Raw genomic sequence first — 22,735 nt, 5'->3', positions numbered from 1 at the left:
GCCAGCTGCTGTTCGACAGCGCAGATGCCAAACCCGACATCCGCGATTGGCCAAAAAAGCCATCACGCCTTCGTCATCCTAGGGCGGAGCAGGAGCGAAGCGACGTCGCGGAGACCCTAGGATCCATGCCGTGACGGTGGTCGAAGGTGCCAGCGGTTTTCTGTTGGAGCCAGAATCTCAACAACGGTTAGACAATTGATCAGGCGCTTAAAACCATGACCGAGAAACTCATCCTCGCTTCCGGCAGCCCGTTCCGCAAGGCGATGCTGGTCAACGCCGGCGTCGAGGTCGAGGCGGTTCCGGCCGAAGTCGACGAGCGCGCGCTCGAGGGGCGTTTGCAGGATAGCGGCGTCTCGCCCGAGGACGTCGCCCTGGTGCTGGCCGAGGCCAAGGCCACAGAAGTCAGCGAGCGCAGGCCGGGCGCCCTGGTTCTGGGCTGCGACCAGACGCTGTCGCTCGGCGACGAGGTGTTCCACAAGCCGGCCGATAGGGAAGGCGCGCGCCGTCATCTCCTGGCGCTGTCGGGCAAGACCCATCAGTTGAACAGCGCCGCCGTGCTGGTCCGCGATGGCAGGGTTTTGTGGCGGCATGTCGGCATCGCTTCGATGACCATGCGCAAGCTTGACCCAGCCTTCATCGGCCGCCACCTCGCCCGCGTCGGCGCCAAGGCGCTGGGAAGCGTCGGCGCCTATCAGATCGAAGGCGAAGGCATTCAATTGTTCGAGAAAATCGAGGGCGATCATTTCACCATTGTCGGCCTGCCGCTTCTGCCGCTGCTGGCCGAACTGCGTGACCTGGGAGCGATCGATGGCTGAGGTGTCAAAGAAGGCCTTCGTGTCAGGCCATCCGGTCAAGCATTCGCGCTCGCCGAAGATCCATGGCCACTGGCTGGCCAAACATGGCATCGACGGGAGCTACCTGGCCATCGATGTCGCGCCGCAAGACTTTGCCGTATTCGTGAAAACGCTGCAGGCAAACAATTACCGCGGCGGCAACATCACCATCCCGCACAAGGAAGCGGCTTTCGCATTGGCCGAACGCCGCGACCAGGCGGCGCAAGAAATCGGCGCCGTCAACACGCTGTGGTTCGAGGATGGCGTCCTGTGGGGCGGCAACACCGACGGTCACGGCTTTGCCGCCAACCTCGACGATCATGCGCCGGGCTGGGCGAGCAAGGGCCCGGCGGTCGTGCTTGGCGCCGGCGGCGCGTCGCGCGCCGTCATCCATGCGCTGAAGGAGCGCGGCGTGACCGACATCCGCATCGTCAACCGTACGCTCTCCCGGGCTATAGAACTGCGCGATCGTTTCGGCGCCGGCGTGTCGGCGCATGGCATGGCGGCTACGGATGAACTGCTCGGCGATGCCGGCCTGCTGGTCAACACCACGGCGCTCGGCATGCATGGCAATGAAGGCCTGTCGGCCGATCCCGCCCGGCTGCCCGACCATGCCATCGTCACCGACATCGTCTATGTGCCGCTGGAGACGCCGCTGCTCGCGGCCGCCCGCGCGCGAAAGCTGAAGACGGTCGACGGCCTCGGCATGCTGCTGCATCAGGCCGTGCCCGGCTTCGAACGATGGTTCGGTGTCAGGCCGCGGGTGACGGCCGAACTCCGGGCGATCATTGTTGCCGATCTGGTACCAAAACCATGATCGTGCTCGGCCTCACAGGCTCGATCGGCATGGGCAAGTCGACCACGGCCAGGATGTTCACTGACGCCGGCGTGCCGGTCCATGATTCCGACGAGACGGTGCATCGCCTCTATGCCGGCAAGGCAGCCCCTTTGGTCGAGGCGGCGTTTCCGGGCACCACATCTGCCGGGGTGGTCGACCGGACAAAACTTGGCGCGCGCGTGCTCGGCGACGCCGCCGGGCTGAAGCGGCTCGAGGCCATCATCCATCCGCTGGTGCGCGCCGACGCCGATGCCTTTCTGGCCAGGCATCGTAGATCAGGCGCGCCGATCGCCGTCCTCGATATTCCCCTGCTGTTCGAAACCGGCGGCCGCAACCGCGTCGACAAGGTCGTCGTCGTCACTGCGTCGGCCGAGACCCAGCGCGCCCGCGTGCTGGCGCGGCCCGGCATGACGGAGGAAAAGCTGGCGTCGATCCTGACTAAGCAGGTGCCGGATGCGGAAAAGCGGCGTCAGGCCGATTTCATCGTCGACACCGGCCAGGGGCTGGACGCCGCGCGGGATCAGGTGAATGCGATCATTGCGGAACTGATCGGGGTCGGCAAGCCGGGCCATTGACACTGGCTGCCGTCTGTCAACGTCAGCGCCGCCCCTCATCTGCCTGCCGGCATCTTCTCCCCGTATAGTGACGGGGAGAAGGAGCTGGCCGCGACCTCGGCTACTCTCTTGCTAACGCAGGAGATTGGCGAAATCCTTTGCGAAGGCGTCGTTCTCCCCGTCACTATACGGGGAGAAGTGCCCGGCAGGGCGATGAGGGGCAGCGCAAACCTGTAGTGATTGCCCTGATCAGCTTCGTTTCCCATTGCCATTTTGTTCCGGTCTCATGATTCTGCTCCTTTGGAGCGACTGATTCGATGCGTGAGATCATCTTCGACACGGAAACCACCGGCCTCGATTCGCGCGACGACCGCGTGATCGAGCTGGGCGGCGTCGAGCTGGTCAACCGCTTCCCGACCGGAAAGACCTTCCACCACTACATCAACCCGCAAGGGCGCGCGATCCATGCCGAGGCACAGGCGGTGCACGGCATCAGCGCGGCGGACCTCGCGGGCAAGCCGACCTTTGCCGAGATTGTGCAGGAATGGCTGGACTTCACCGACGGCGCCAAGCTGGTCGCCCACAACGCAACCTTCGACATCGGCTTCCTGAACGTTGAATTCGGCCGGCTCGGTCATCCCGTCATCGACAACGGCCTCGTCGTCGATACGCTGGCGCTGGCGCGCCGCAAGCACCCGATGGGGCCCAATTCGCTTGACGCGCTCTGCCGGCGTTACGGCATCGACAACACCAGGCGCACCAAGCACGGCGCCCTGCTCGATTCCGAATTGCTGGCCGAGGTCTATATCGAGCTGATCGGCGGCAAGCAGGCGGCCCTTATCCTCGACAGCGCCACCGCGCCGGCGCAAGGCAAAAATGTCCGCCAGATCGAGATCATCATCAGCCAGCGCCCGGCAGCCCTGCGGCCCCGCCTCACCGAAGCCGAACGCGCCGCGCACGCCGGCATGGTCGGGACGTTGGGTGAGAAGGCGTTGTGGCTGAAGGTTGCTGCTGGCAGGTAGAGAAGCGATGGCGGCAAGGCTGGAAGGGCCGACCCTCAAGATTGGCAGCGGACCCCCATAACTTCGTCATCCTAGGGCGAAGCAAGGAGCGAAGCGACGCGGCGCAGACCCTGGGATCCATGCAGTGACGGTGATGATATGTTCCGGCGGTGCAAGAAACCGAGCGTTACCACCCCGTCCCGCGAAACAGCTCGAACCACTCTGGATTGGCCTTTTCGATCAATTCGATCTTCCATTGGCGCGGCCAGCGCTTCAGGGACTTCTCACGTTGGATCGCATCGGTGATGTCGAAAAACTCCTCGTACCAGACCAACCGCTGAACACCGTAGCGGATGGTGAAATTAGAGCCTTGGCCCGACTTGTGCTCCGGCATGCGGCGACCGAGGTCGTTGGTGACACCGATATAGAGGGGTGCCACCTTTCTGGCTCGCAGTCATGTAGACATAACCGGTCATGGTTTTAGCGTAGCGAGCACAGGCGCGGGGACAAGCGCCATTCTGATCCGTTGCATTCTAAGGCGAATGTCACGGCATGGATCCTAGGGTCTGCGCTGCGTCGCTACGCTCCTTGCTCCGCCCTAGGATGACGAAGACGCGAGGGGCCTTCAGCCAACCTCGAAGGGGCGCTGCCCCGCCAGCGTTCCAAACAGAAAACCCGGCACAAGGCCGGGTTCTCAGAAACAACAACGATGACAGCAGGCCTCAGCTCACCTTGACCTTGGACGCCTCGTCCTCGGCCAGCTTCTGCTGGAACATCTGGGCGAAGTCGATCGGGTCGAGCATCAGCGGCGGGAAGCCGCCATTGCGGGTTGCCTCGGCGATGATCTGCCGGGCGAACGGGAACAAAAGGCGCGGGCATTCGATGAACAGGATCGGCAGCATGTGCTCCTGCGGAAAGCCTGCGATGGCGAACACGCCGCCATAGACCAGCTCGACATTGAACAGCACTTCCTGGTCGAAGGACGCCTTGGCGTTCAGCGTCAGATTGACGTCGAACTGCTTGTCGGAGAGCGGGTTGGCGTTGACGTTGACGTTGATGGCGATGCCCGGCGCCTTGTCGCGGCCGCGCAGCGAATTCGGCGCGCCGGGGCTTTCGAACGACAGGTCCTTCACATATTGCGCCAGAACGTTGAGCGACGGCTGCGCCGCATTGCCGTTTCCGTTGGCTGCGCCGACCGGCGCGTCATCCTTGCTGGCCATAAGCCTTGTCCTCTTGCCTGGGCAGCGTCGCTGACCGAATTGAAATCGGGCGTTCGCTACCATGGCGGGGATGACAAGACAAGGTTTGCCGCCTTGCTTCTCGGCTATGGGATGTAGATGGGACGGCGCCCTAATCGTCCTTCAGGCGGCGCCACGGCGAGTTGTGATCCGGGCCGCGCTTCAGATCGTCCTCGCGCGAATAGTCGCCGTCTTCGAGGTCGATGACCCTGTCGCGCTGGCGGCCGCGAAAACCGCCGGTCGAGAAATCGGTGGCGACGACAATACGGCCCTTGAACCGGTTCCAGGCAAAGTCGCGCAACGGCGGCAGGAACAGCAGCAGGCCGATGATGTCTGATATGAAGCCGGGGATGATCAGGAGGATCGCCGCAACCACGATCATGGCGCCGTGCGCAAGGTGGCGGCTGGGGTTCTGTCCGGCGGCCATCTCGGTGCGGATGCGGGCCATCACACCAAAGCCCTGGTACCGGAGCAAAAGCACGCCGGCGATGCTCGAGGCCAGCACGAGGCCGACCGTCGCCAGCGCGCCGACCTCACGGCCGACGATGACGAAACCGGCGATTTCCAGCAGCGGAAGCGCGAGGAGAAAGAAGGGAAGCAGCGAAATGCGCAAGTCTTGCCAACCTTTTTCGATTGTTATGATCGTTTCGATTGTTTTGGCCGCCAGCGAGCAATCGCCGCTGGCACTGAGGCTGTTAGATAGGTATGCCTGCCTTTGATTTGAATGATTGCGCCTTGCGTTCTATATGCTTTGAATGTTGAACGCTATGCGACCGTGGCCATTGGGCCTGACGGTCCGGCCACAGGGCAGGGATTGATTGGCGGAAGATATGGGATTCTTCGACTTCGGCACGATTTTCTTCCTGATTGCGGCGGTGGTCATCTTTTTCCAGCTGCGCAATGTGCTGGGCCGCCGCACCGGCAGCGAACGGCCGCCCTTCGATCCCTATTCGGCGGCTCGCACCGGCGACAAGGATGCCGCCCAGAAATCCGAAAACGTCGTCTCGCTGCCGCGCAAGCGCCCGCCAGGCGAGCCGGCTCCCGACACCTATGCCGCGATCGACGCTTTCGCCAAGCCCGATACCGACCTCAACAAGGGCCTGCGCACGATCAAGGACAATGATCCGTCCTTCGAGCCGAAGGGTTTCGTCGACGGCGCCAAGATGGCTTACGAGATGATCGTCATGGCCTATGCCGACGGCGATCGCAAAACGCTGAAGAACCTGTTGTCGCGCGAGGTCTATGACGGCTTTGTCGCCGCCATCGGTGAGCGCGAGGCCAAGGCGGAAAAGATCCAGTCCTCCTTCGTCGGCATCGACAAGGCCGACATCGTCTCGGCCGAGATGAAGGGCGGCGAGGCACATGTCACGCTGCGCATCATCAGCGAGCTGATTTCGGCGACCCGCGACAAGGCCGGCGCCGTCATCGACGGCGACCCGGAAACCGTCGCCGAGGTCAAGGATGTCTGGACCTTCGCCCGCGACACGCGCTCGCGCGATCCGAACTGGAAGCTCGTCGCCACCGAGGAAGAAGACTAGTTCGGAAACACGCGGCGAGGCTCCGGTGTCGCTATCGCCACTTTTTGTCGAGAAAGCCTTCGGCGACCTGCCCGGCTGGGACGATGACGACCATTCGGCGGCTTTCGCCGCCTTTCGCCGCTCGGCCTTCCATGTCCTGACCAAACCCTATCGCAGTGGTGCGCTCGGCATCGACTTCGACGCCTTTGCCGATGCCTACGCCAAGGCCCGGACCGTTTCGCCGGCGAATCGGTCGCCGACCCGCGGGGAAGCCCGCGCCTTCTTCGAGCGCCATTTCGTCCCGGCGCTTATCCCCGCCGAACATGCCGGCGCCGGGCTCGTCACCGGTTTCTATGAACCGCAAGTCGAGGCGTCACCGGTGCGCACGGATCGGTTTTCGGTGCCGTTGCTTTCGCGCCCGGCCGATCTCGTCGACATCGACGACGGGAACCGGCCGCCCGGCCTGGATCCCTACCTCGCTTTCGCGCGTCAGACGCCGAACGGGCCGGTCGAGTATCCCGACCGTGGTGAGATCGAGCGTGGCGCGCTCGACGGCAAGGGTCTGGAAATCGCCTGGCTGGCCGACAAGGTCGATGCCTTCTTCATTCACGTGCAAGGTGCCGCACGCCTCGCCATGACCGACGGCCGGCTTGTCCGCGTCACCTATGCCGCCAAATCCGGCCAGCGCTTCACCGGGCCCGGCAAGATCCTAAGCGAGCTGGGCGAGATCCCGCTGGCGGAGGTGACGATGCAGTCGATCCGCGTCTGGTTCAAGGCGCATCCGGACCGCGTCGACGAGATCCTGCGGCAGAACCGCTCTTACATCTTCTTCCGCGAGGCCGATGTCGAGGACGCGGCCCTTGGCCCGATCGCCGCCGCCAAGGTGCCGCTGACGCCGGGCCGCTCGATCGCCGTCGACCGCCTGCTGCATACATTCGGCACGCCTTTTTACATCGACGCACCGACGCTGACTGCTTTCGACGCAGAACCGTTCCGCCGGCTGATGATCGCGCAGGACACCGGCTCGGCCATCACCGGGTCCGCGCGGGGCGACCTGTTCGCCGGTTCGGGCGATGCCGCGGGCGAGATCGCCGGCGTGGTCCGCAATGCCGCGGATTTTTATGCGCTGATCCCGCGCGCGCTCGTTGCGGGTGCGGTCCGATGACCCGGCGCCCGGACAAGCTCAGCGAGGACGACCGGGTTCTGTGGAACCTGGTGGCGCGCACGGCCAAGCCGCTGAAGGGCAAATTTGCCGTCGACATCCCTGAAATCCCTGCCGAGGTCAGGCCAAGTCAGCCGCAACCGGTTCAGCCCATGGCCAATCCCGGCGCAGCCAAACCGAAGACGCAGCATGTCGCGCATGCGCTCGACGAACCGACCTTGGACAAGCTTTCGAAGGGCCGGCTGCCGATCGAGGGCCGCGTCGATCTGCACGGCCTGACCCAGGACGAGGCCTATTCGCTGCTGTTTTCATTCCTGCACCGGGCGCATGCCGGCGGCGTCCGCTATGTCCTGGTCATCACCGGCAAGGGCTCGTCCTCCGGCGGCGATGGCGTGTTGCGGCGCGCGGTACCGGCCTGGCTGTCGACGCCCGCCTTCCGGCCGCTGGTCTCCAGCCACGACCATGCCGCCCGCAATCATGGCGGTTCGGGTGCGCTCTATATCCGCCTGCGGCGGGCGCGCCTGTGAGGAGCTCTATCATGAGGGTGGGGACATGACCCCGTTCGGAGAGAAGTTGCGCACGCTCAGAAGCGAACGCGGTGTCCGCCAGAAGGACATGGCGGCGGCGATCGGCGTCAGCGCCGCCTATCTGTCGGCGCTCGAACATGGCAGGCGCGGTGCCCCGACCTGGACGCTGATCCAGAAGATCATCGGCTATTTCAACATCATCTGGGACGACGCCGAGGAACTGGCGCGGCTGGCCGAGGCCTCGCACCCGCGTGTAAAACTCGACACGTCGGGTCTTTCCCCCGCCGCCACCGAGCTTGCCAATCTGCTGGCGGAAAACATCGAGAAACTCGACGAAGCCGAGCTTCGCCGCATTACCGCATCGATCCGCGCGGCGTTAAACCAGCGGCCGTAGTCCGACGATCCAAGCGTGATGCAAGTTCGCCTGCTTCAGAAGGAAACTGCCCGCCGGCGGACCGCCAGCGGGCACAGTGGTGAGATCATTTCTTGCCGGCCGTGCCGCCATTTCCGCCCCGGCCGTGATCGCCATTGCCGCCATGGCCATTGTTTCCGCCACCCAGGCAGTCCGACGCCCCGGCATCACCGCAACAGCGGCCGGCCCAGAGGTCGTTGAGGTTGGTTTTGGCACAGCTGGTGGTGGTCTGATCGGCCATGGCGGATCCGGCCATGCTCGACACCGCGATAGCGGCAAGAAGGGTGTTTCGCAGAAAAGCAGTCATCTGAAGTCTCCATGGTTGGTTTCGGTTCACGGCTGTGTGTCGCTGGCCGGAGCGAAATGGTTCACGGAGAAATGCGAAAATTCATTGGGGGGCGGTCGCGGTGGGAAATATTGGCAGACGTCGCGCTGCCCCTCATCCGCCTGCCGGCACCTTCTCCCCGTATAGTGACGGGGAGAAGGGTGTAGCCGCGCGGTTGGCGCTTACGACGTTGATGATTGGCGAAAGCGACGATGAGGGCGTCTTTCTCCCCGTCCCTATACGGAGAGAAATGTCCGGCAGGACAATGAGGGGCGGCGGCGACCTATGATGTGAAAGCAGCTAAAGCGCGCCACAAGAACGCGACGTGCCGGGATGGGCGTACCAAAACCTACTGAACCGCGCCGACCAGAACTTGCTGGCCACCGCGGATCGAGACCCAGCGGCCGGTGTTGTCGATCGCCTGCCGCTTGAGGAAGCGGTAACCGGTCGCGTCCCATGGTTTGACCTTGTCGGTCAGATTGTCGAGCACATAGTCGCCCTCGTCGGTGCGCACCGTCAGCACGGCGTGACCCTCGCCGTCGGGCTTGCGCACGACGGTGATCAGAAGATCGGCAAGCGAGATGCTCATGCGCGAAAGCTGGCGCCGCTTTTCCAGCACATAGTCCTCGCAATCGCCGACGCCCTTGTCGGGATAGGCCCAGACTTCGTCCTTGCCGTAGATATCCATGTCGCTCATCGGCTTGACGGCGGCGTTGACCCTGGCGGTGACATTGAGAAGCTTGCGCATCAGCCCGTCGCTCATCGTGGCCGGCGCCAGATTGGTCGGGCGGATCGAGCATTCGCCCGGATGCAGCTTGCAGAAATCATAGTGGCCGATCGGTTGCGAGGTGAGCCCCCCGGTCGCCATCGCTCCACCTGCCAAAGCCGGTGCCACCCAGCCCGCCGTCATTGCCAGCCCGGCCGCCACATACACGCGCAGCCGTCGCGCCATCGATGAGGAAATCATTGTCCCCGCTCACCCTTTGTTATTAACGAAAGGTTAAGGGGGATTTACAGTCCGTGTCAATTACGACGACGGTCGGATTGTCGGCATGGTTACCCGAGGGGCTGGACAGCGACACTTGTGCAACAGAATCGGCCAGCCAGCCGGCTTTTACGGGTTAATTTCACGGTTTGTCGCCGTTAAGCTTGGTTATGCAAAATCATCGTCCCAAAACCCGCAATTTTGGGCGACTTGCATTATTTCTTGGCGGCGCGGACCAGCTTCGGCTTCACCGCGACACGCTCCTGGCGGCCATAGCTGGTGATGAAGTCGACGATGCGCGGCACGATTTCGGAACGGAAGCGCGAACCGTTGAACACGCCGTAATGGCCAACCGCCGGCTGCATGTAGTGGGCATGCCTGTCTGCCGGGATGTTGGGGCACAGATCATGCGCCGCCTTGGTCTGGCCAAGGCCCGATATGTCGTCGTTTTCGCCTTCGACCGTGAACAGCGCGACGTTGCGGATCGCCGACGGATCGATCCTGGTGCCGCGATGCGTCATCTCGCCCTTGGGCAAGGCCTGGCGAACGAAGATCGTGTCGACGGTCTGTAGATAAAACTCCGCCGTCAGGTCCATGACGGCAAGATACTCGTCGTAGAAATCGCGGTGCTTCTCGGCATTGTCGCCATCATGCTTCACCAGATGCATGAAGAAGTCCTTGTGGGCGATGATGTGGCGGTCGAGGTTCATGCTCATGAAGCCGGACAGCTGCAGGAAGCCTGGATAGACCTCGCGGCCGAAGCCCGGTACCGGCCAGGGCGCCTGCATCACTACATTGTCGCGGAACCAGTCGATGCCCTTTTCCTGCGCCAGCAGATTGACCGCGGTCGGGTTGCTGCGGGTGTCGATCGGGCCGCCCATCAAGGTCATGGTCGAGGGCACGAAGGGATCGCCCTTCGTTTCCATCAGCGCCACGGCGGCCAGCACCGGCACGGAAGGCTGGCACACCGCCATCACATGCGTGTCCGGCCCCAGCGTGTGCAGCATGTCGATGACGTAGTCGATGTAGTCGTCGAGATCGAATTGGCCGTCGGCAAGCGGCACCATGCGGGCATCGACCCAGTCGGTTATGTGCACGTCGGCATAGGGTAGCATGGCTTCGACCGTGCCGCGCAGCAGCGTCGCATAGTGGCCCGACATCGGCGCCACGATCAGAAGCTTCGGATCGGGCTTGCGTCCGGCGGGGACAGTGCGCTCGAAGCGGACGAGATTGCAGAACGGCTTCGACCAGACGGTCTTTTCAGTGACCTCGACGCTCTTCCAGTCGACCACGGTCTTGGTCAGGCCGAAGGCCGGCTTGCCGTAGCGGCGCGTGGTGCGCTCGAACAGTTCGGCCGTCGCCGCGATCGAACGGCCCCATTGCGTGTGGGAAAACGGATTGAGTGGATTGGAGTAGAACATCCGCACCGCGTCGGCATAGAGGCGCGCCGGCTGCAGGGCCGCGTGGTTCATCTCATAGAGCTGGTAGAACATCGAGAACCCCGCTGCTGCCTGCGACCGAAGGGACGACGAGCCGCGCCGAGCCCTAGATGTCTCGCGGGGAAGTTAACAACTAATTGCTGCGATGCAATACGTCACGCGGCGTGACCAATGCTTCTTTGGTTCAAGACCGTGGAAATCGGGGCCGAACGGTGCCAGCCGGCTCAGTGTGCGACTGCGAAATGTGTAGGCAATGTGTCCGGCCTATGTTGCCGGACACAGAAAACTCTAGACGCGCGCCATGCACACGGAAGTATGGCCGGAGCCGATGAAGCCGAGCTGGCCGGCCGCACCCTTCGACAGGTCGAGCACGCGTCCCTTGATGAACGGACCGCGATCGTTGATGCGCACGACGACGCTGCGGCCGTTGTTCTTGTTGGTCACCCTGAGCTTGGTGCCGAAAGGCAAGGTGCGATGCGCGGCGGTCAGCGCTGACGGGTTCATGCGCTCGCCCGATGCGGTCTTGGAGTGCAGGGCGTACCATGAGGCGCGGCCGCACTGGGCGGCGGCGGTCGCCGAAGAAGCGCCGACCATCAGGCCAGCAGCGATCGTTACCGCGACAAGCGCGGTCTGTTTTGGGTTCTTCATATTTGGGGGATGGCTCCGTTTTTGACAGACCCCAGCCGTTAGGTGCCAAATAAGGCGCGAAATGCGGCAGTCATCTGGCGGTTCCGTGGCAATGGCACACGTTTGGAGTCGCTGAGTAACAGTCTGTCAGGGATTTTCCGCCGCGCGATGATCAATCAATGATGATCTTTGTCCTGCTGCCAGGCATCCGTTTGACAAGATCGAACATTAATATCCAAGTAGAGTCCGGCACGGACGGGCCACTTCCTTCGGCTCTTTTATCGCGGCCCCGATGCTGCAGCCAATCGACTTCAAAAGGGAGATCCTGCAATGAGGCTGACGAAAAATCTGCTGGCGTTGATTGTGCTTGCCGTCGGCGCGCTGTGGTCGCTGCAAGGCATCGGCGTGGTCGGCGGCAGCTTCATGACCGGCCAGTCGCAATGGCTCTATATCGGCGTCGTCACCATGCTGGTCGGGCTGGTGGGATTGGTGTGGGCGAACCGGTAGGGGGTGAGCTTCGAAGAAAGGTCGACCCCCACTCCGTCGAGCTTCGCTCGCCACCTCTCCCCCGATCGACGGGGGAGAGGAAAGGCGCGAGCTTGCCGACCCAGGCCCCTTTCCTCTCCCTCCGGAGGGGGGAGAGGTGGCGCTGCGGAGCAGCGACGGAGTGGGGGAAGCCGCTCACCAATTGCGCCGCCGCCCCCGACAGCCTACCCGAACAGCCGGTCCAGTATCTTGCCCTCAAGCCGCGCAAGCTCGACCGAACCACGCCGCCGTGGCCGTTCCACGGGCACATCCAGATCAAGCGCGATCCGGCCTTCGCTGATCACCACGACCCGATCGGCCAGCGCGACGGCTTCGGCGACATCATGCGTGACCAGCACAGCCGTGAACTTCTGCGCGATCCAGATGCGTTCCAGAAGCTGCTGCATCTCGATGCGGGTCAGCGCGTCGAGTGCGCCGAGCGGCTCGTCGAGAGCCAGGATCTGCGGGTGGCCGACCAGCGCGCGGGCCAGCGCCACGCGCTGCTTCTGACCTCCGGACAGCACCGAAGGCCATTCGTCGGCCCGGTCAGCAAGCCCGACCTCGCCGAGAATGTCGAGCGCGCGTTGCCTTGCCTCCGCGCCGGAAGCAATCCCGGTCAGCCCGACCTCGACGTTTTTCACCACGCTGGCCCAGGGCAGGAGCCGTGGCTCCTGGAACATGAAGCGCGTGCGGCTGTGTCCTTCCTCTTCGACGCCGAATGTCAGCGATCCCGATGTCGGCCGGTCGAGCCCGGCCAGAAGCCGCAAAAGCGTGCTCTTGCCGCAGCCGCTCTTGCCGATGACGGCAAGGAACTGCCCGGCCGGCACGTCCAGATCGATGCCGTCGAGCACGGTCTTGTCGCCGAAGCGCTTGCCGGCTTGCCTGAAGGCAAAGGCCCGCTGCCCTTCGACGGAGCCGATCGGCCGCACCGGCGTGGCGACGAAGGAACGGGCTGCGGTCAGGCTGGCGGCGGTCATGGGCAATCTCTCATCCGTTCTGGAAGGCCGGATGCCAGCCGAGCGACAGCCGCTCGAGCAGGCGGGCGAGGCTGTCGGCGAGCTTGCCGAGCAGCGCGTAGATCAGGATCGACAGCACGACGACGTCGATCAGCAGGAATTCTCGCGCCTGCATGGCCATGTAGCCGAGGCCGGAACTGGCCGAGATGGTTTCGGCGACGATCAGCGTCAGCCACATGATGCCCAGGGCATAGCGCAGGCCGACGAAGATCGCCGGCAGCGCACCGGGCAGGATGACGCGGAAGAACAGGGCGCGCCGGTCCATGCCGTAGACGCGGCCCATCTCGACCAGCTGCGGGTCGACGCTCTGGATGCCGAGCAGCGTGTTGACATAGATCGGAAAGAACACGCCGAGCGCCACCAGGAACAGTTTGGCTTCCTCGTCGATGCCGAACCACAGGATGACCAGCGGGATCAGCGCCAGGTGCGGGATGTTGCGGATCATCTGCAGCGTCGTGTCGGTCAGGCCGCGGCTGAGCGTCGACAGCCCGTTGGCAAGGCCAAGCGCAAAGCCGATCGAGCCGCCGATGGCGAAGCCGGCAAGGGCGCGCGCGGTCGAAACGCCGATGTTGCGGGTCAGTTCGCCTGACAGCGTCAGCCGCCAGAAGGCTTCGGCGACCGCGCTTGGCGCCGGCAGCACGTTGGCGGGCATGACGCCGGCGCGGCTGGCAACCTCCCAGCCGGCAATAACCAGCGCCGGGAGCAGCCAGCCTATGGCATTGTTATGCAGGCGTGTGGAAAAGCTCATGACGAAGCCTGCAGGCGGTTGGCGCCATGGAAGCCGACCGAGAATTCGTTGGCGATGTTCTCATGCGCCCGCTGCCGCCTGGTGCCGAGCCCGAGTTTCGGGAACAGAAGCTCGGCGACGCGATAGGCCTCCTCGAGATGCGGATAACCCGAGCCGATGATGGTATCGATGCCGATCGCCTGGTATTCCCGGATGCGCTCGGTGATCTGTTCCGGCGTGCCGACCAGCGCCGTGCCGGCGCCGCCGCGCACCAGCCCGACACCGGCCCACAGATTGGGCGAGACGACCAGCCTGTCACGGCGTCCGCCATGCAATTGCGCCATACGGCGCTGACCGACTGAATCCATCTGGTTGAGGAAGCGCGCCTGCGCATTTTCGATCTGGGCGTCGGTGACATGGCTGATCAGCCGGTCGGCGGCGCGCCAGGCTTCGTCCTCGGTCTCGCGGACGATGAAATGCAGCCTGATGCCGAAACGCAGTTTTCTGCCGCGCAGTGCCGCTTTTGCGCGCGCCGCGGCCAGCTTCTCGGCAACCTGCGCCGGCGGCTCGCCCCAGGTCAGATACATGTCGACGAGGTCGGCGGCGAGGTCCTGGCCCGCGTCCGACGACCCACCGAAATAGAGCGGCGGCCGCTCCTGGTGCGGCAGAAGGTCGAGGCGGCCACTCTCGACGCGGTAATATTTGCCGTCGAAATCGACCCGCTGGCCCGACACCAGGCCGCGCCAGATGGTCAGGAACTCATGCGCCTGGGCATAGCGCTCGTCATGCGGCAGGAAGACGCCGTCGCCGGCGAGCTCGGTCGGGTTGCCGCCGACCACGACATTGAGCAGCAGGCGGCCATTGCTCAAGCGATCGAGGGCGGCGGTCTGGCGCGCGGCGAAAGTCGGCAGCGTGACGCCCGGCCGCAGCGCAACGAGAAACTTCAGCTTTTCGGTCAGCGTCGCGAGACCTGTCGCGGTGATCCAGGAATCCTCGCAGTTCTGACCCGTGGGCAGCAGCACGCCGGGAAAGCCGAGCCGGTCGACCGCTTGCGCGATCTCCTTGAAGTAGCCGAATTCAGGCGGCCGCTGCTGCTCCTCGGAACCGAGATAAGAACCGTCGCCATGCGTCGGGATGAACCAGAAGAAATCGAGCGGTGCGGTGCTGGCAGGCGCGGTCATGTCTGGCACAGTCACGGGCGGATCTCCTGGAGATATGGGTGCAAACGCAAATGGCGCCGGGCGTTCTCACCCGGCGCCGTCAGGGGACAAGTTAGTTGCCGGGTGCTGTCCACACCGCGTCGGAGATGCGGACCGCTTTCGGGATCAGCCCGAGCTTATAGAAGCGGTCGGCGGTGGCCTGCTGGCCGGCGATGATCTCGTCGGTGATCGGAAAGATGCCGAACTTGGTGCGGTTGGCGGCGATGATCTGCGCGTCGAGCGGCACACCCGTCACCTCATGCAGCGCCGCGGCCACCTTGTCGCGGTTCTGGTCGGCCCATTTCGCCGCCTCGCCGAGGGCCGATATCGTCGTCGTGACGGTTTCGGGGTGCGCCTTGGCGAAATCCTTGTTGGCGAGGAAATAAGTGTTGACCTTGAGCACCTCGCTGGAGCGCGCCAGCACACGCGGCTGGTAGCGCGTTTCGGCGATGGCGAAGAACGGATCCCAGACGGTCCAGGCGTCGATCTGGTCGCTGGCGAAGGCGGCGGCCGCATCCGCCGGGCTGAGATAGACCGGCGTGATCTGGTCGAAGGGAATGCCGGCCTTTTCAAGCGCTGCAACGAGCAGATTGTGCGCGCTGGTGCCCTTGCCGACACCGACGCGCTTGCCCTTGAGATCGGCGACTGACTGGATCGGCGACGCCGGCTTGACGAAGATCGCTTCGCCCTCGCCATTCGACGGCAGTGCCGCCGCATAGACGATGTTGGCGCCGGCCGACTGGCCGAAGATCGGCGGTGCGTCGCCGGTCCAGCCGACATCGATGGCGCCGACATTGAGCGCCTCGACCAGCGGCGGCCCGGCGGTGAACTCGACCCATTTGACCGTCACGCCCTTGTCTTCAAGTGCCTTTTCGATCACCTGCTGCTGCCTGGCGATCACCGGCAGGCCGGTCTTCTGATAGCCGATGCTGAGCTGCTTCAGCTCCTGCGCTGTGGCGCCGGATGACAGGACAACCGTAGCCGCCAGCAGGCCGATGCCGAAAACACGTCTCGTCAGATTGAAAGGCTTGGTCAGATTGAACATTGATCCCTCTCCTTCGCTGCGGATCGGCGCCGGGAAATGGCCTCGCCGGTTGGAAGATGGATCAGGCTAGGTAGTTCTATAAATTTAGTAGAGGAATAATTTTGCGAGATGGACTTGAAGAGCGGATTTGTTTTCTGCAGGCAGCCCCAGCTTTCGTCATTCTAGGGCGAAGCAAGGAGCGAAGCGACGCGGCGCAGACCCTAGGATCCATGCCGTGACGGTGATGCTATGCTCCGGCGGTGCAAGGAACCGAGCGCCTACCAGCCGGTTCCACGAAAGAGCTCGAACCACTCCGGATTGCCCTCTCGATCAGTTCGATCTTCCATTGTCGGGGCCGGTGCTTCAGTGATTTCTCACGTTGGATGGCGTCGGTAATGTCGAAATACTCTTCGTACCAGACAAGGCGTTGCACGCCGTAGCGACTGGTAAAACCTGAGCCTTGGCCGGACTTGTGCTCGGGTACGCGGCGGCCGAGGTCGTTGGTGACGCCGATGTAGATCGTACCGCGCTTCTGACTCGCGGTCATGTAAGCATAGCCGGTCATGGTTGAAGGGTAGCCCGCGTGAGTTGGCGTGCAAAGCGACATTTCTGATCCGCCGCATTCTTACGACCACCGTCACGGCATGGATCCTAGGGTCTGCGCCGCGTCGCTTCGCTCCTTGCTTCGCCCTGACGAAGCTTAAGTTAAGCCGTCTTCGTGACACAAGTCGTGCCCACGCCCTTCACTGCGACCAATACTGCCAGGCCCAGTAAAAACTCTCGTCGCGTGGCGGCAGGCGGTCGCGCTCGGCGTCCCGGCGGACCGGCGTTGGCGATTTCGGTTGCTGTTCTAGCGGCTGGCTTTCCCTGGTCCAGGCGAGAAGCCAGCTACCGGCTTGGGCGAACAGCACGGCGGTGGAATGGGTCATCGTCATTCTCCTGCTCCTCTGGGCTTCGATCATTCGCGGCCCGCCCACGGGACGAGCACGCGCTCGATCCTGCGGATGGTGAATTCGAGCACGAAGGCGATGGCCGCGATCACCAATATGCCCATCACCACCACGTCGGTGACGAGGAACTGGGCGGCCGACTGGATCATGAAGCCAAGCCCGCGTGTCGCCGCCACCAGTTCGGCGGCGACCAGCGTCGACCAGCCGGCGCCGAGCGCGATGCGCAGTCCGGTCAGGATCGACGGCAGCGCGCTGGGCAGAATGACGTGGCGGACCACTTGTGCTGGCGTCGCACCCAGTGAGCGCGCCGCATTGATGCGCTCCTGCGAGACGCCGCGAACGCCGGACGCGGTCGACAGCGCCACCGGCGCCAGCATGGCAATGGCGATCACCAGGATCTTCGACGGCTCGCCGATGCCGAACCAGATGATGACCAGCGGCAGGTAGGCGAGCGGCGGGATCGGCCGCAGGAATTCCAGCAGCGGATCGAAGATGCCGCGCCCGATCGTGCTGATGCCGATGGCGAGCCCAACCGGCACGCCGATGAGGATGGCGGCGACCAGCGCGGCGAAAACCCGGCCCAGGCTGGCGACCGCATGCTGCAGCAGCGTCGCATCGACGAAGCCATCACGGGCGACGGTGATGAACTTGTTCCACACGGCGGCAGGCGATGGCAGAAACACTGGCGACACCAGTTGCAGGCGGGCCGACAGCGCCCACAGCGCCAGCACCACCAGGATGGTGACAGCGCTGACCGCGCGGGCCGAAACGCCTTTGCGCTTGGGGCTGGGACGCGACCATGGCACCGACAGGCCGTCGGCCTCGTCGATCTTGTGTCCCGGTCGCTCCGTGTAGGAAGTAACGGTCATGCCGCTTCTCCTTCGAAGATCGCATCGGTCAAGTCCGCGCGGGCTTCGGAAAAAATCGGATCGGCCTTGATCGTGCGAATGGCTTCGCCAGACGCGTAGCGTCGGGAAAAACCGGGCTCGAAGCTCCGCACCACGCGGCCCGGACCGGGCGCCAGCACGACGATGCGGGTGGCCAGCACCAGCGCCTCCTCGATGCCATGCGTCACCATCAGCACGCCGACCTCGCTTGCCGTCCACAGATCGAGCAGCGTCGTCTGCATGCGTTCGCGCGTCAGCGCATCGAGCGCGCCGAGCGGTTCGTCGAGCAGCAGGAATTCGGGTTCGGCGGCGAGCGCCCGGGCCAGGCCGACGCGCTGGCGCATGCCGCCGGAAAGCTCCCAGATGCGCTTGTCGCCGGCGTCGGTGAGCTTCACCAGCGCCAGCAACTCATCGGCGCGCTGGGCCCGCTCGGCTGGCCTGACACCGCGCAGCCTGAGCGCGAAGGCAACGTTTTCGCGCGCCGTCAGCCATGGGAACAAAGCATCGTTCTGGAACACCACCGCCCGGTCCGAGCCCGGCGCGGTGATCGGCTTGCCGTCGATGGAAGCCGTACCTCGCGCCGGCGCGACAAGGCCGGCGGCGACGTTGAGCAGCGAGGTCTTGCCGCAACCGGAACGGCCGACCAGCACGACGAAATCGCCCTTGGCAACATCGATCGACACCCGTTCGACGGCAGGCTCCGCCTGGCCGTCATAGTGGATCGAGACCTTGTCCAGCACGAGATGGGGGTCGAGCACGAGATGCGCCATGGATGCCTCGCAGATTTGAAGGAAAAACGCCTGTCCCGGAACCACTCCTCGTCAGCGGTTCCGGGGCAGGCAGCACGCGGCGTCAGGGAAGGAGATCCGCGCGCGTTCGTTTGGCGTCAGGCGTTCAGTTCGAGGCAAGCGCCTCGGTGACGTATTTCGACGACACGTATTTGGAATAATCGGGAAGCACGGCGTCGATCTTGCCTTGCTCCTTGAGGAAGGCGGATGTCGCTTCCACCGCCTTGACCGTGCCGCCGCCGAGGAACTTGTCCGAAGCCTGCTCTTCGAGCGTCGGGAAGACATAGCCCTTGAGCAGCTGCGGCACCTCTTCCAGCTTGGCGCCGGTGATCTTGGCGATCGCGGCCGCCTGTGGCGACGACACCGACCAGGCGTCGGGCTTGGCGAGGAACTCGGCATAGGCGGTGCCCGTCACCTTGACGAAGTCGCGCACTGCCTCAGGGTTCTTTTCGGCGAAGTCGGTGCGCACGATCCAGGCGTCGAAGGTCGGCGCGCCCCAGGCGGCGACCTGCGAGGAATCCAGCACCACCTTGCCGGTCGTCTTGATCTGGCCGAGCGCCGGATCCCAGACATAGGCCGCGTCGATATCGCCGCGGGAAAAGGCCGCCGCGATCTCGGGTGGCCTGAGATTGAGGATCTCGACCGACTTCGGATCGACGCCCTCATGCTTCAGTGCGGCGAGCAGGCTGTAATGCGTCGTCGAGACGAAGGGCACGGCGACCTTCTTGCCGGCGAGGTCGGCGACCCCAGCGATGCCGGCGCCGTTGCGGGCAACCAGCGCTTCGGATTCGCCGATCAGGCCGACGATGAAGATGGTCTGGATCGGCAGCTCGCGGCTCGCCGCCGCCGCCAGCGGGCTCGAGCCGACATAGCCGATATCGACCGAACCGGAAGCGACCGCGGCGATGACATCGGCGCCGGAATCGAATTTGCGCCAGTCGATGGTGGCCTTCGTCGCCTTTTCATAGGCGCCGTCGGCCTGCGGCACTTTCGAGGGTTCGACCACTGTCTGGTAGCCGATGGTGATCTTGAGGTCGTCGGCAAGGGCAGGGCCGAGGAAGGCGGCGCCGGCTAGTGCGGCGGACGAGAGAAGAACAATGCGTCGCGAAATCGTGGACATGAAGGGCTCCTGAAAAGAGAGAATTGGAATGCCCCATGATAGTCAGCTAATTCTATCACTCTTGTAGAGTTAAATCCTTCCAACCAAGGCGAGCTTGTTAGAAAAAAGCTGTCGATGGTGGGGTGGCGAGGCGGATAGGGCGGCTGCAAGCGATCTCCTGGCTTGATCCAAGCCGTGACGTTGGGGGCTCGGCTACTGTCCGAAGTCTTCCGATGTCGGCGGGACAGCACCGCCTCTGGCCTGCCGGCCATCTCCCCCGCAAGGAGGGAGATCGCTGTCATCCCGGCTTTCGCCAATCGCCATCGTTGCAGGTGTTGAACCTACGGTGGATCTGCCAATCTCCCCCCTTGCGGGGGAGATGCCCGGCAGGGCAGAGGGGGGTGCTGTCCTGCCAGCGTCCGGCAAGGTTCTGCACGCACCAACGCTGGAAGGAATGGCATGACCTCGATCGCGAACGAGAATTCCTAGTCTTGCCCCTGTCAGGCAAATCCATACCCAAAAAAGCCATGGATTCGAAAACACCTTCCACAGTGCTCCAGCATAAGTATAGTATTCTTATCGACATGAGAGAGTTGGAGTCGGCGATGAGCGGCCACCACATCACCATGATCGCTCGCGGCATGGATCGGCTTTCGCCGTCGCGTCAGTCGATGCCGACCACATCCGGCCCTGGAGGACCATTTTGCCATCCCACTGCTCTCAAAGGGCATTTTTGTGCTTTCGAGGGCACAAGGTCGGGCTAAAATGGCCACAGCGGGCTTGAAAACGAAGCAAAATCAACAGTTCTCGGCTTGTACATCATGTCACTAGAATTTATGTGTCATGCGGGCTTGGACGCGGCGGCAACGCACGCCAGGCGTTTTGCAACCGATGGTTCCACGCCGTCGCATGACAGAGAAATTTTGATCTCATGCTCACGAAAAAGGGCAAGTACGGCCTCAAGGCGCTCGTCCATCTCGCGCAATTGCCGGCCGGGCAGCTTGCCTTCGTCAACGACATCGCCACCGGCAACAACATCCCGAAGAAATTTCTCGACGCCATCCTGGGCGAGTTGCGCAATGCCGGCTTCGTCCAGAGCCGCAAGGGCAAGGATGGCGGCTATCGCCTGGCGCGCCCCGCCGACGAGATCAAGGTCGGCCATGTCGTGCGCGTCCTCGACGGTCCGCTGGCGCCGATCCCCTGCGCCAGCCGCACCCAGTACCAGCGCTGTGAAGATTGCAACGAGGCGACATGCCAAGTCCGACATCTGATGCTCGAGGTCCGGCAGGCGATCGCCGAGGTGCTCGATCAGCGCAGCCTCGCGGAAATGCGCGACATCGTCCTCGACGACCTATCGGTCGCGAAGGGCATCGACGATCTGCCGGTTGCGAGGGACATCGGCGATCTGCCGGTCGCGGTGAAGGTCCAGGCCTGACACTGGCGCTGCGCAGAGCGAAGGCATGCCTATGACCGGGCGTGCCAACTCCATGATCATTGTCGGCGGCGGCGCCAGCGGCGTCGTGCTGGCCGCGCATCTCCTGAAGTCGCCCAATCCCGACCTGCGCGTCACGCTGATCGAAAGGCGCCCGCATTTCGGCCAGGGCATCGCCTATTCGACGCTGCTCTCGGCGCATGTCTTGAATGTCAGCGCCGCCGGCATGAGCGCCTATGCCGACGATCCCGGCAATTTCTGGCGCTGGCTGCAGGAGCGCGGCCTGGCAACGGCCGAGCAGGCGCCCTTCTATGCGCCGCGCAGCATCTATGCCCGTTACCTCGGCGAATTGCTCGACGAGCTGCAGGCGCGCGAAAAGCAGACCGGGCGGCTTCGGCTGATCCGCGAGGAAAGCCTCTCGATCACGCCCACCGCATCCGGTGTCGAAGTGGCGCTGGCCAACGGCACCAGCGTCGTTGCGCATCTCGCCGTGCTGGCCACCGGCCACGACGAGGAGCCGGCGCAAGGCCATGCCGTCAGGATGGGGTCGGAAGCCGACACAGCACTTCCCCCCGACGCCGGCGTCATGGTGCTGGGCACCGGCCTCAGCATGGTCGATGCCTTCCTGGCGCTCGAGCAGCGCGGCCATCGCGGCGACATCATAGCTGTGTCGCGGCGCGGCCTGTTGCCCTCGCCGCATCGCAAGGGCAATCCGATCAAGCTCGACGTCGCCGACATTCCGCTCGGCACGCAGCTCTCCTATTTCGTCGGCTGGTTCCGCGACCTGATCAAGGAAAACCAGAAGGCCGGCATCGACTGGCGCGACGTCGTCGACGGCCTGCGGCCGTTCAACCAGAAGATCTGGCAGAACTGGCCGGCTTCCGCCAAGCGCCGCTTCGTCGAGCACACCAAGGCCTGGTGGGACATCCACCGCCATCGCATGGCGCCCGAGGTCTACGCCCGCGTCACCGAAGCCGTGCGGTCCGGCCGCATCCGCCTGGTCGCCGGCCGCGTCGTCGACATCGCGCGCAACGGCGAATTCACCGTCCAGGTCCAGTCGCGCCACACGCAGCGCCTCGAGACCTTCGAGGTCGCCCGCATCTATGATTGCTCTGGTATCGTCAGGGACATCTCGACCTCGTCGAACAGCGTCGTGCGCTCGCTGGTCGACCGCGGCCTGGCACGGCCGGATCCGCTGCGCATCGGCCTCGATGTATCGGCCAAATGCGAGATCATCGCCGGCGACGGAACCGTCTCGGCCAAGATCCTCGCCGTCGGCCCGCTGACGCGCGGCACCTTCTTCGAGATCGACGCCATTCCCGATATCCGCGTGCAGTGTGCGAGGCTGAGCAAGCAGTTGTTGGGGTGAAGCAGAACCTTTGATGCCGGCGGGACAGCACCCCCCTCTGTCCTGCCGGACATCTCCCCCGCAAGGGGGGAGATTGGCAGCTTCACTTTTGGCACGTTCTCTTCAGCGTTGAAGATTGGCGAAACCGGCGGCGACATCCGATCTCCCCCCTTGCGGGGGAGATGGCCGGCAGGCCAGAGGGGGGTGTGACGGAGTGCTGCGGTAGCGTTTTGTTTGAGACCACAGCCACAACCCGGAATTTCATTCCACATCTGGCCGGTT

General features: G+C 63.9%; 25 protein-coding genes and 2 pseudogenes. 11 read left to right on the top strand and 16 right to left on the bottom strand.

Features of this window, described 5'->3' with window-relative positions; all coding sequences use genetic code 11:
* Positions 1–215: 215 nt before the first annotated feature.
* The 4 genes from NKI69_RS29330 (at position 216) to dnaQ (ending at position 3,247) form a co-directional block, all read left to right on the top strand.
* On the top strand, positions 216–815 hold the full coding sequence (locus NKI69_RS29330; RefSeq protein WP_352723044.1) for a Maf-like protein: 600 nt from the start codon (positions 216–218) through the stop codon (positions 813–815).
* Positions 808–1,650: a shikimate dehydrogenase gene (locus NKI69_RS29325; RefSeq protein ID WP_352723042.1), complete on the top strand. Its 843-nt coding sequence runs from the start codon at positions 808–810 to the stop codon at positions 1,648–1,650. Before NKI69_RS29330 ends, NKI69_RS29325 begins: the two co-directional genes overlap by 8 nt.
* Positions 1,647–2,246 carry a dephospho-CoA kinase gene (gene coaE, locus NKI69_RS29320; protein WP_352723041.1) on the top strand — a complete coding sequence of 200 codons (600 nt, stop codon included), beginning with the start codon at positions 1,647–1,649 and terminating at the stop codon, positions 2,244–2,246. The genes NKI69_RS29325 and coaE overlap by 4 nt, the downstream gene beginning before the upstream one ends.
* A 296-nt stretch (positions 2,247–2,542) precedes the next feature.
* Positions 2,543–3,247: a DNA polymerase III subunit epsilon gene (gene dnaQ, locus NKI69_RS29315; RefSeq protein ID WP_352723040.1), complete on the top strand. Its 705-nt coding sequence runs from the start codon at positions 2,543–2,545 to the stop codon at positions 3,245–3,247.
* A gap of 166 nt (positions 3,248–3,413) precedes the next feature.
* Here the strand turns inward: dnaQ and NKI69_RS29310 are convergent.
* The 3 genes and pseudogenes from NKI69_RS29310 to NKI69_RS29300 form a co-directional block, all read right to left on the bottom strand.
* Positions 3,414–3,702, bottom strand: a pseudogene (locus tag NKI69_RS29310) (GIY-YIG nuclease family protein).
* Positions 3,703–3,948: 246 nt separating this feature from the next.
* A complete protein-coding gene (gene secB / locus NKI69_RS29305) occupies positions 3,949–4,446 on the bottom strand; it encodes a protein-export chaperone SecB (RefSeq protein ID WP_023813420.1) in 498 nt (165 codons plus the stop codon).
* Positions 4,447–4,576: 130 nt separating this feature from the next.
* Positions 4,577–5,077 (bottom strand): FxsA family protein, encoded by a 501-nt coding sequence (locus NKI69_RS29300; protein ID WP_352723039.1) that lies wholly within the window; start codon positions 5,075–5,077, stop codon positions 4,577–4,579.
* A gap of 217 nt (positions 5,078–5,294) precedes the next feature.
* On the opposite strand from NKI69_RS29300, the gene NKI69_RS29295 reads away from it, so the two are divergent.
* The 4 genes from NKI69_RS29295 to NKI69_RS29280 are packed head-to-tail and all read left to right on the top strand — an operon-like array spanning position 5,295 to position 8,064.
* On the top strand, positions 5,295–6,002 hold the full coding sequence (locus NKI69_RS29295; protein ID WP_023813422.1) for a Tim44/TimA family putative adaptor protein: 708 nt from the start codon (positions 5,295–5,297) through the stop codon (positions 6,000–6,002).
* 25 nt (positions 6,003–6,027) lie between these two features.
* A complete protein-coding gene (mltA, locus tag NKI69_RS29290) occupies positions 6,028–7,146 on the top strand; it encodes a murein transglycosylase A (protein WP_352723038.1) in 1,119 nt (372 codons plus the stop codon).
* Positions 7,143–7,670, top strand: a complete 528-nt coding sequence (locus tag NKI69_RS29285; RefSeq protein WP_023813424.1) for a Smr/MutS family protein — start codon at positions 7,143–7,145, stop codon at positions 7,668–7,670. Before mltA ends, NKI69_RS29285 begins: the two co-directional genes overlap by 4 nt.
* Before the next feature lie 25 nt (positions 7,671–7,695).
* Positions 7,696–8,064 carry a helix-turn-helix domain-containing protein gene (locus tag NKI69_RS29280; RefSeq protein ID WP_352612580.1) on the top strand — a complete coding sequence of 123 codons (369 nt, stop codon included), beginning with the start codon at positions 7,696–7,698 and terminating at the stop codon, positions 8,062–8,064.
* Between the two features lie 85 nt (positions 8,065–8,149).
* Here NKI69_RS29280 and NKI69_RS29275 read toward each other — a convergent pair whose 3' ends face one another.
* From NKI69_RS29275 to NKI69_RS29260, 4 genes are all read right to left on the bottom strand, one after another.
* A complete protein-coding gene (locus NKI69_RS29275; protein WP_352723036.1) occupies positions 8,150–8,389 on the bottom strand; it encodes a hypothetical protein in 240 nt (79 codons plus the stop codon).
* A 367-nt stretch (positions 8,390–8,756) separates the two neighbouring features.
* On the bottom strand, positions 8,757–9,374 hold the full coding sequence (locus NKI69_RS29270) for a transglutaminase-like cysteine peptidase (RefSeq protein ID WP_352723034.1): 618 nt from the start codon (positions 9,372–9,374) through the stop codon (positions 8,757–8,759).
* Positions 9,375–9,607: 233 nt separating this feature from the next.
* A complete protein-coding gene (locus NKI69_RS29265; protein ID WP_352723033.1) occupies positions 9,608–10,885 on the bottom strand; it encodes a polyhydroxyalkanoate depolymerase in 1,278 nt (425 codons plus the stop codon).
* Positions 10,886–11,119: 234 nt separating this feature from the next.
* On the bottom strand, positions 11,120–11,479 hold the full coding sequence (locus tag NKI69_RS29260; protein WP_023813428.1) for a septal ring lytic transglycosylase RlpA family protein: 360 nt from the start codon (positions 11,477–11,479) through the stop codon (positions 11,120–11,122).
* Between the two features lie 309 nt (positions 11,480–11,788).
* Here NKI69_RS29260 and NKI69_RS29255 point away from each other — a divergent pair, with 309 nt between their 5' ends.
* Positions 11,789–11,965 (top strand): hypothetical protein, encoded by a 177-nt coding sequence (locus tag NKI69_RS29255; protein WP_023813429.1) that lies wholly within the window; start codon positions 11,789–11,791, stop codon positions 11,963–11,965.
* Positions 11,966–12,168: 203 nt separating this feature from the next.
* Here NKI69_RS29255 and NKI69_RS29250 read toward each other — a convergent pair whose 3' ends face one another.
* From NKI69_RS29250 to tauA, 9 genes and pseudogenes are all read right to left on the bottom strand, one after another.
* Positions 12,169–12,960 carry an ATP-binding cassette domain-containing protein gene (locus NKI69_RS29250; RefSeq protein WP_127268050.1) on the bottom strand — a complete coding sequence of 264 codons (792 nt, stop codon included), beginning with the start codon at positions 12,958–12,960 and terminating at the stop codon, positions 12,169–12,171.
* A 10-nt stretch (positions 12,961–12,970) separates the two neighbouring features.
* Complete coding sequence (locus NKI69_RS29245; protein WP_352723032.1) at positions 12,971–13,747, bottom strand: ABC transporter permease subunit; 777 nt, start codon at positions 13,745–13,747, stop codon at positions 12,971–12,973.
* A complete protein-coding gene (ssuD, locus tag NKI69_RS29240) occupies positions 13,744–14,907 on the bottom strand; it encodes an FMNH2-dependent alkanesulfonate monooxygenase (protein WP_352723058.1) in 1,164 nt (387 codons plus the stop codon). The genes NKI69_RS29245 and ssuD overlap by 4 nt, the downstream gene beginning before the upstream one ends.
* Positions 14,908–14,998: 91 nt before the next feature.
* Positions 14,999–15,970, bottom strand: a complete 972-nt coding sequence (locus NKI69_RS29235) for a sulfonate ABC transporter substrate-binding protein (protein ID WP_352723031.1) — start codon at positions 15,968–15,970, stop codon at positions 14,999–15,001.
* A 257-nt stretch (positions 15,971–16,227) separates the two neighbouring features.
* Positions 16,228–16,514 (bottom strand): annotated as a pseudogene (locus tag NKI69_RS29230) (GIY-YIG nuclease family protein).
* Positions 16,515–16,692: 178 nt separating this feature from the next.
* Positions 16,693–16,878: a hypothetical protein gene (locus NKI69_RS29225; RefSeq protein ID WP_352723030.1), complete on the bottom strand. Its 186-nt coding sequence runs from the start codon at positions 16,876–16,878 to the stop codon at positions 16,693–16,695.
* A 29-nt stretch (positions 16,879–16,907) separates the two neighbouring features.
* Entirely contained in the window at positions 16,908–17,768 is an 861-nt protein-coding gene (locus NKI69_RS29220; RefSeq protein WP_352723029.1) for an ABC transporter permease subunit, read from the bottom strand.
* Positions 17,765–18,556, bottom strand: coding sequence for a taurine ABC transporter ATP-binding protein (locus NKI69_RS29215; protein ID WP_352723028.1), 792 nt, complete (start codon positions 18,554–18,556; stop codon positions 17,765–17,767). Before NKI69_RS29215 ends, NKI69_RS29220 begins: the two co-directional genes overlap by 4 nt.
* Positions 18,557–18,680: 124 nt before the next feature.
* Entirely contained in the window at positions 18,681–19,694 is a 1,014-nt protein-coding gene (gene tauA / locus NKI69_RS29210) for a taurine ABC transporter substrate-binding protein (protein ID WP_352723027.1), read from the bottom strand.
* 910 nt (positions 19,695–20,604) lie between these two features.
* On the opposite strand from tauA, the gene NKI69_RS29205 reads away from it, so the two are divergent.
* The gene (locus tag NKI69_RS29205) at positions 20,605–21,108 is read left to right on the top strand and encodes an RrF2 family transcriptional regulator (protein WP_023813440.1); all 504 of its coding nucleotides are present in this window, start codon (positions 20,605–20,607) and stop codon (positions 21,106–21,108) included.
* Between the two features lie 31 nt (positions 21,109–21,139).
* Positions 21,140–22,474: an FAD/NAD(P)-binding protein gene (locus NKI69_RS29200; RefSeq protein WP_023813441.1), complete on the top strand. Its 1,335-nt coding sequence runs from the start codon at positions 21,140–21,142 to the stop codon at positions 22,472–22,474.
* The last annotated feature ends 261 nt before the right edge of the window (positions 22,475–22,735 follow it).

It is taken from the genome of Mesorhizobium sp. M0491 (assembly GCF_040321265.1).
Taxonomy (GTDB): Bacteria; Pseudomonadota; Alphaproteobacteria; order Rhizobiales; family Rhizobiaceae; genus Mesorhizobium.
Note: the sequence above shows the minus strand (reverse complement) of the source record. Positions and strands in the feature narration are given on the sequence as shown.

Coding starts and splice junctions, on each gene's coding strand:
- NKI69_RS29245 (WP_352723032.1), bottom strand. CDS start 13,747: ATGAGCTTTTCCACACGCCTGCATAACAATGCCATAGGCTGGCTGCTC.
- tauA (WP_352723027.1), bottom strand. CDS start 19,694: ATGTCCACGATTTCGCGACGCATTGTTCTTCTCTCGTCCGCCGCACTA.
- NKI69_RS29325 (WP_352723042.1), top strand. CDS start 808: ATGGCTGAGGTGTCAAAGAAGGCCTTCGTGTCAGGCCATCCGGTCAAG.
- NKI69_RS29265 (WP_352723033.1), bottom strand. CDS start 10,885: ATGTTCTACCAGCTCTATGAGATGAACCACGCGGCCCTGCAGCCGGCG.
- NKI69_RS29255 (WP_023813429.1), top strand. CDS start 11,789: ATGAGGCTGACGAAAAATCTGCTGGCGTTGATTGTGCTTGCCGTCGGC.
- NKI69_RS29330 (WP_352723044.1), top strand. CDS start 216: ATGACCGAGAAACTCATCCTCGCTTCCGGCAGCCCGTTCCGCAAGGCG.
- NKI69_RS29275 (WP_352723036.1), bottom strand. CDS start 8,389: ATGACTGCTTTTCTGCGAAACACCCTTCTTGCCGCTATCGCGGTGTCG.
- coaE (WP_352723041.1), top strand. CDS start 1,647: ATGATCGTGCTCGGCCTCACAGGCTCGATCGGCATGGGCAAGTCGACC.
- NKI69_RS29205 (WP_023813440.1), top strand. CDS start 20,605: ATGCTCACGAAAAAGGGCAAGTACGGCCTCAAGGCGCTCGTCCATCTC.
- NKI69_RS29215 (WP_352723028.1), bottom strand. CDS start 18,556: ATGGCGCATCTCGTGCTCGACCCCCATCTCGTGCTGGACAAGGTCTCG.
- secB (WP_023813420.1), bottom strand. CDS start 4,446: ATGGCCAGCAAGGATGACGCGCCGGTCGGCGCAGCCAACGGAAACGGC.
- NKI69_RS29220 (WP_352723029.1), bottom strand. CDS start 17,768: ATGACCGTTACTTCCTACACGGAGCGACCGGGACACAAGATCGACGAG.
- NKI69_RS29200 (WP_023813441.1), top strand. CDS start 21,140: ATGACCGGGCGTGCCAACTCCATGATCATTGTCGGCGGCGGCGCCAGC.
- NKI69_RS29295 (WP_023813422.1), top strand. CDS start 5,295: ATGGGATTCTTCGACTTCGGCACGATTTTCTTCCTGATTGCGGCGGTG.
- dnaQ (WP_352723040.1), top strand. CDS start 2,543: ATGCGTGAGATCATCTTCGACACGGAAACCACCGGCCTCGATTCGCGC.
- ssuD (WP_352723058.1), bottom strand. CDS start 14,907: ATGACCGCGCCTGCCAGCACCGCACCGCTCGATTTCTTCTGGTTCATC.
- NKI69_RS29260 (WP_023813428.1), bottom strand. CDS start 11,479: ATGAAGAACCCAAAACAGACCGCGCTTGTCGCGGTAACGATCGCTGCT.
- NKI69_RS29280 (WP_352612580.1), top strand. CDS start 7,696: ATGACCCCGTTCGGAGAGAAGTTGCGCACGCTCAGAAGCGAACGCGGT.
- NKI69_RS29285 (WP_023813424.1), top strand. CDS start 7,143: ATGACCCGGCGCCCGGACAAGCTCAGCGAGGACGACCGGGTTCTGTGG.
- NKI69_RS29225 (WP_352723030.1), bottom strand. CDS start 16,878: ATGACCCATTCCACCGCCGTGCTGTTCGCCCAAGCCGGTAGCTGGCTT.
- NKI69_RS29250 (WP_127268050.1), bottom strand. CDS start 12,960: ATGACCGCCGCCAGCCTGACCGCAGCCCGTTCCTTCGTCGCCACGCCG.
- NKI69_RS29270 (WP_352723034.1), bottom strand. CDS start 9,374: ATGATTTCCTCATCGATGGCGCGACGGCTGCGCGTGTATGTGGCGGCC.
- NKI69_RS29235 (WP_352723031.1), bottom strand. CDS start 15,970: ATGTTCAATCTGACCAAGCCTTTCAATCTGACGAGACGTGTTTTCGGC.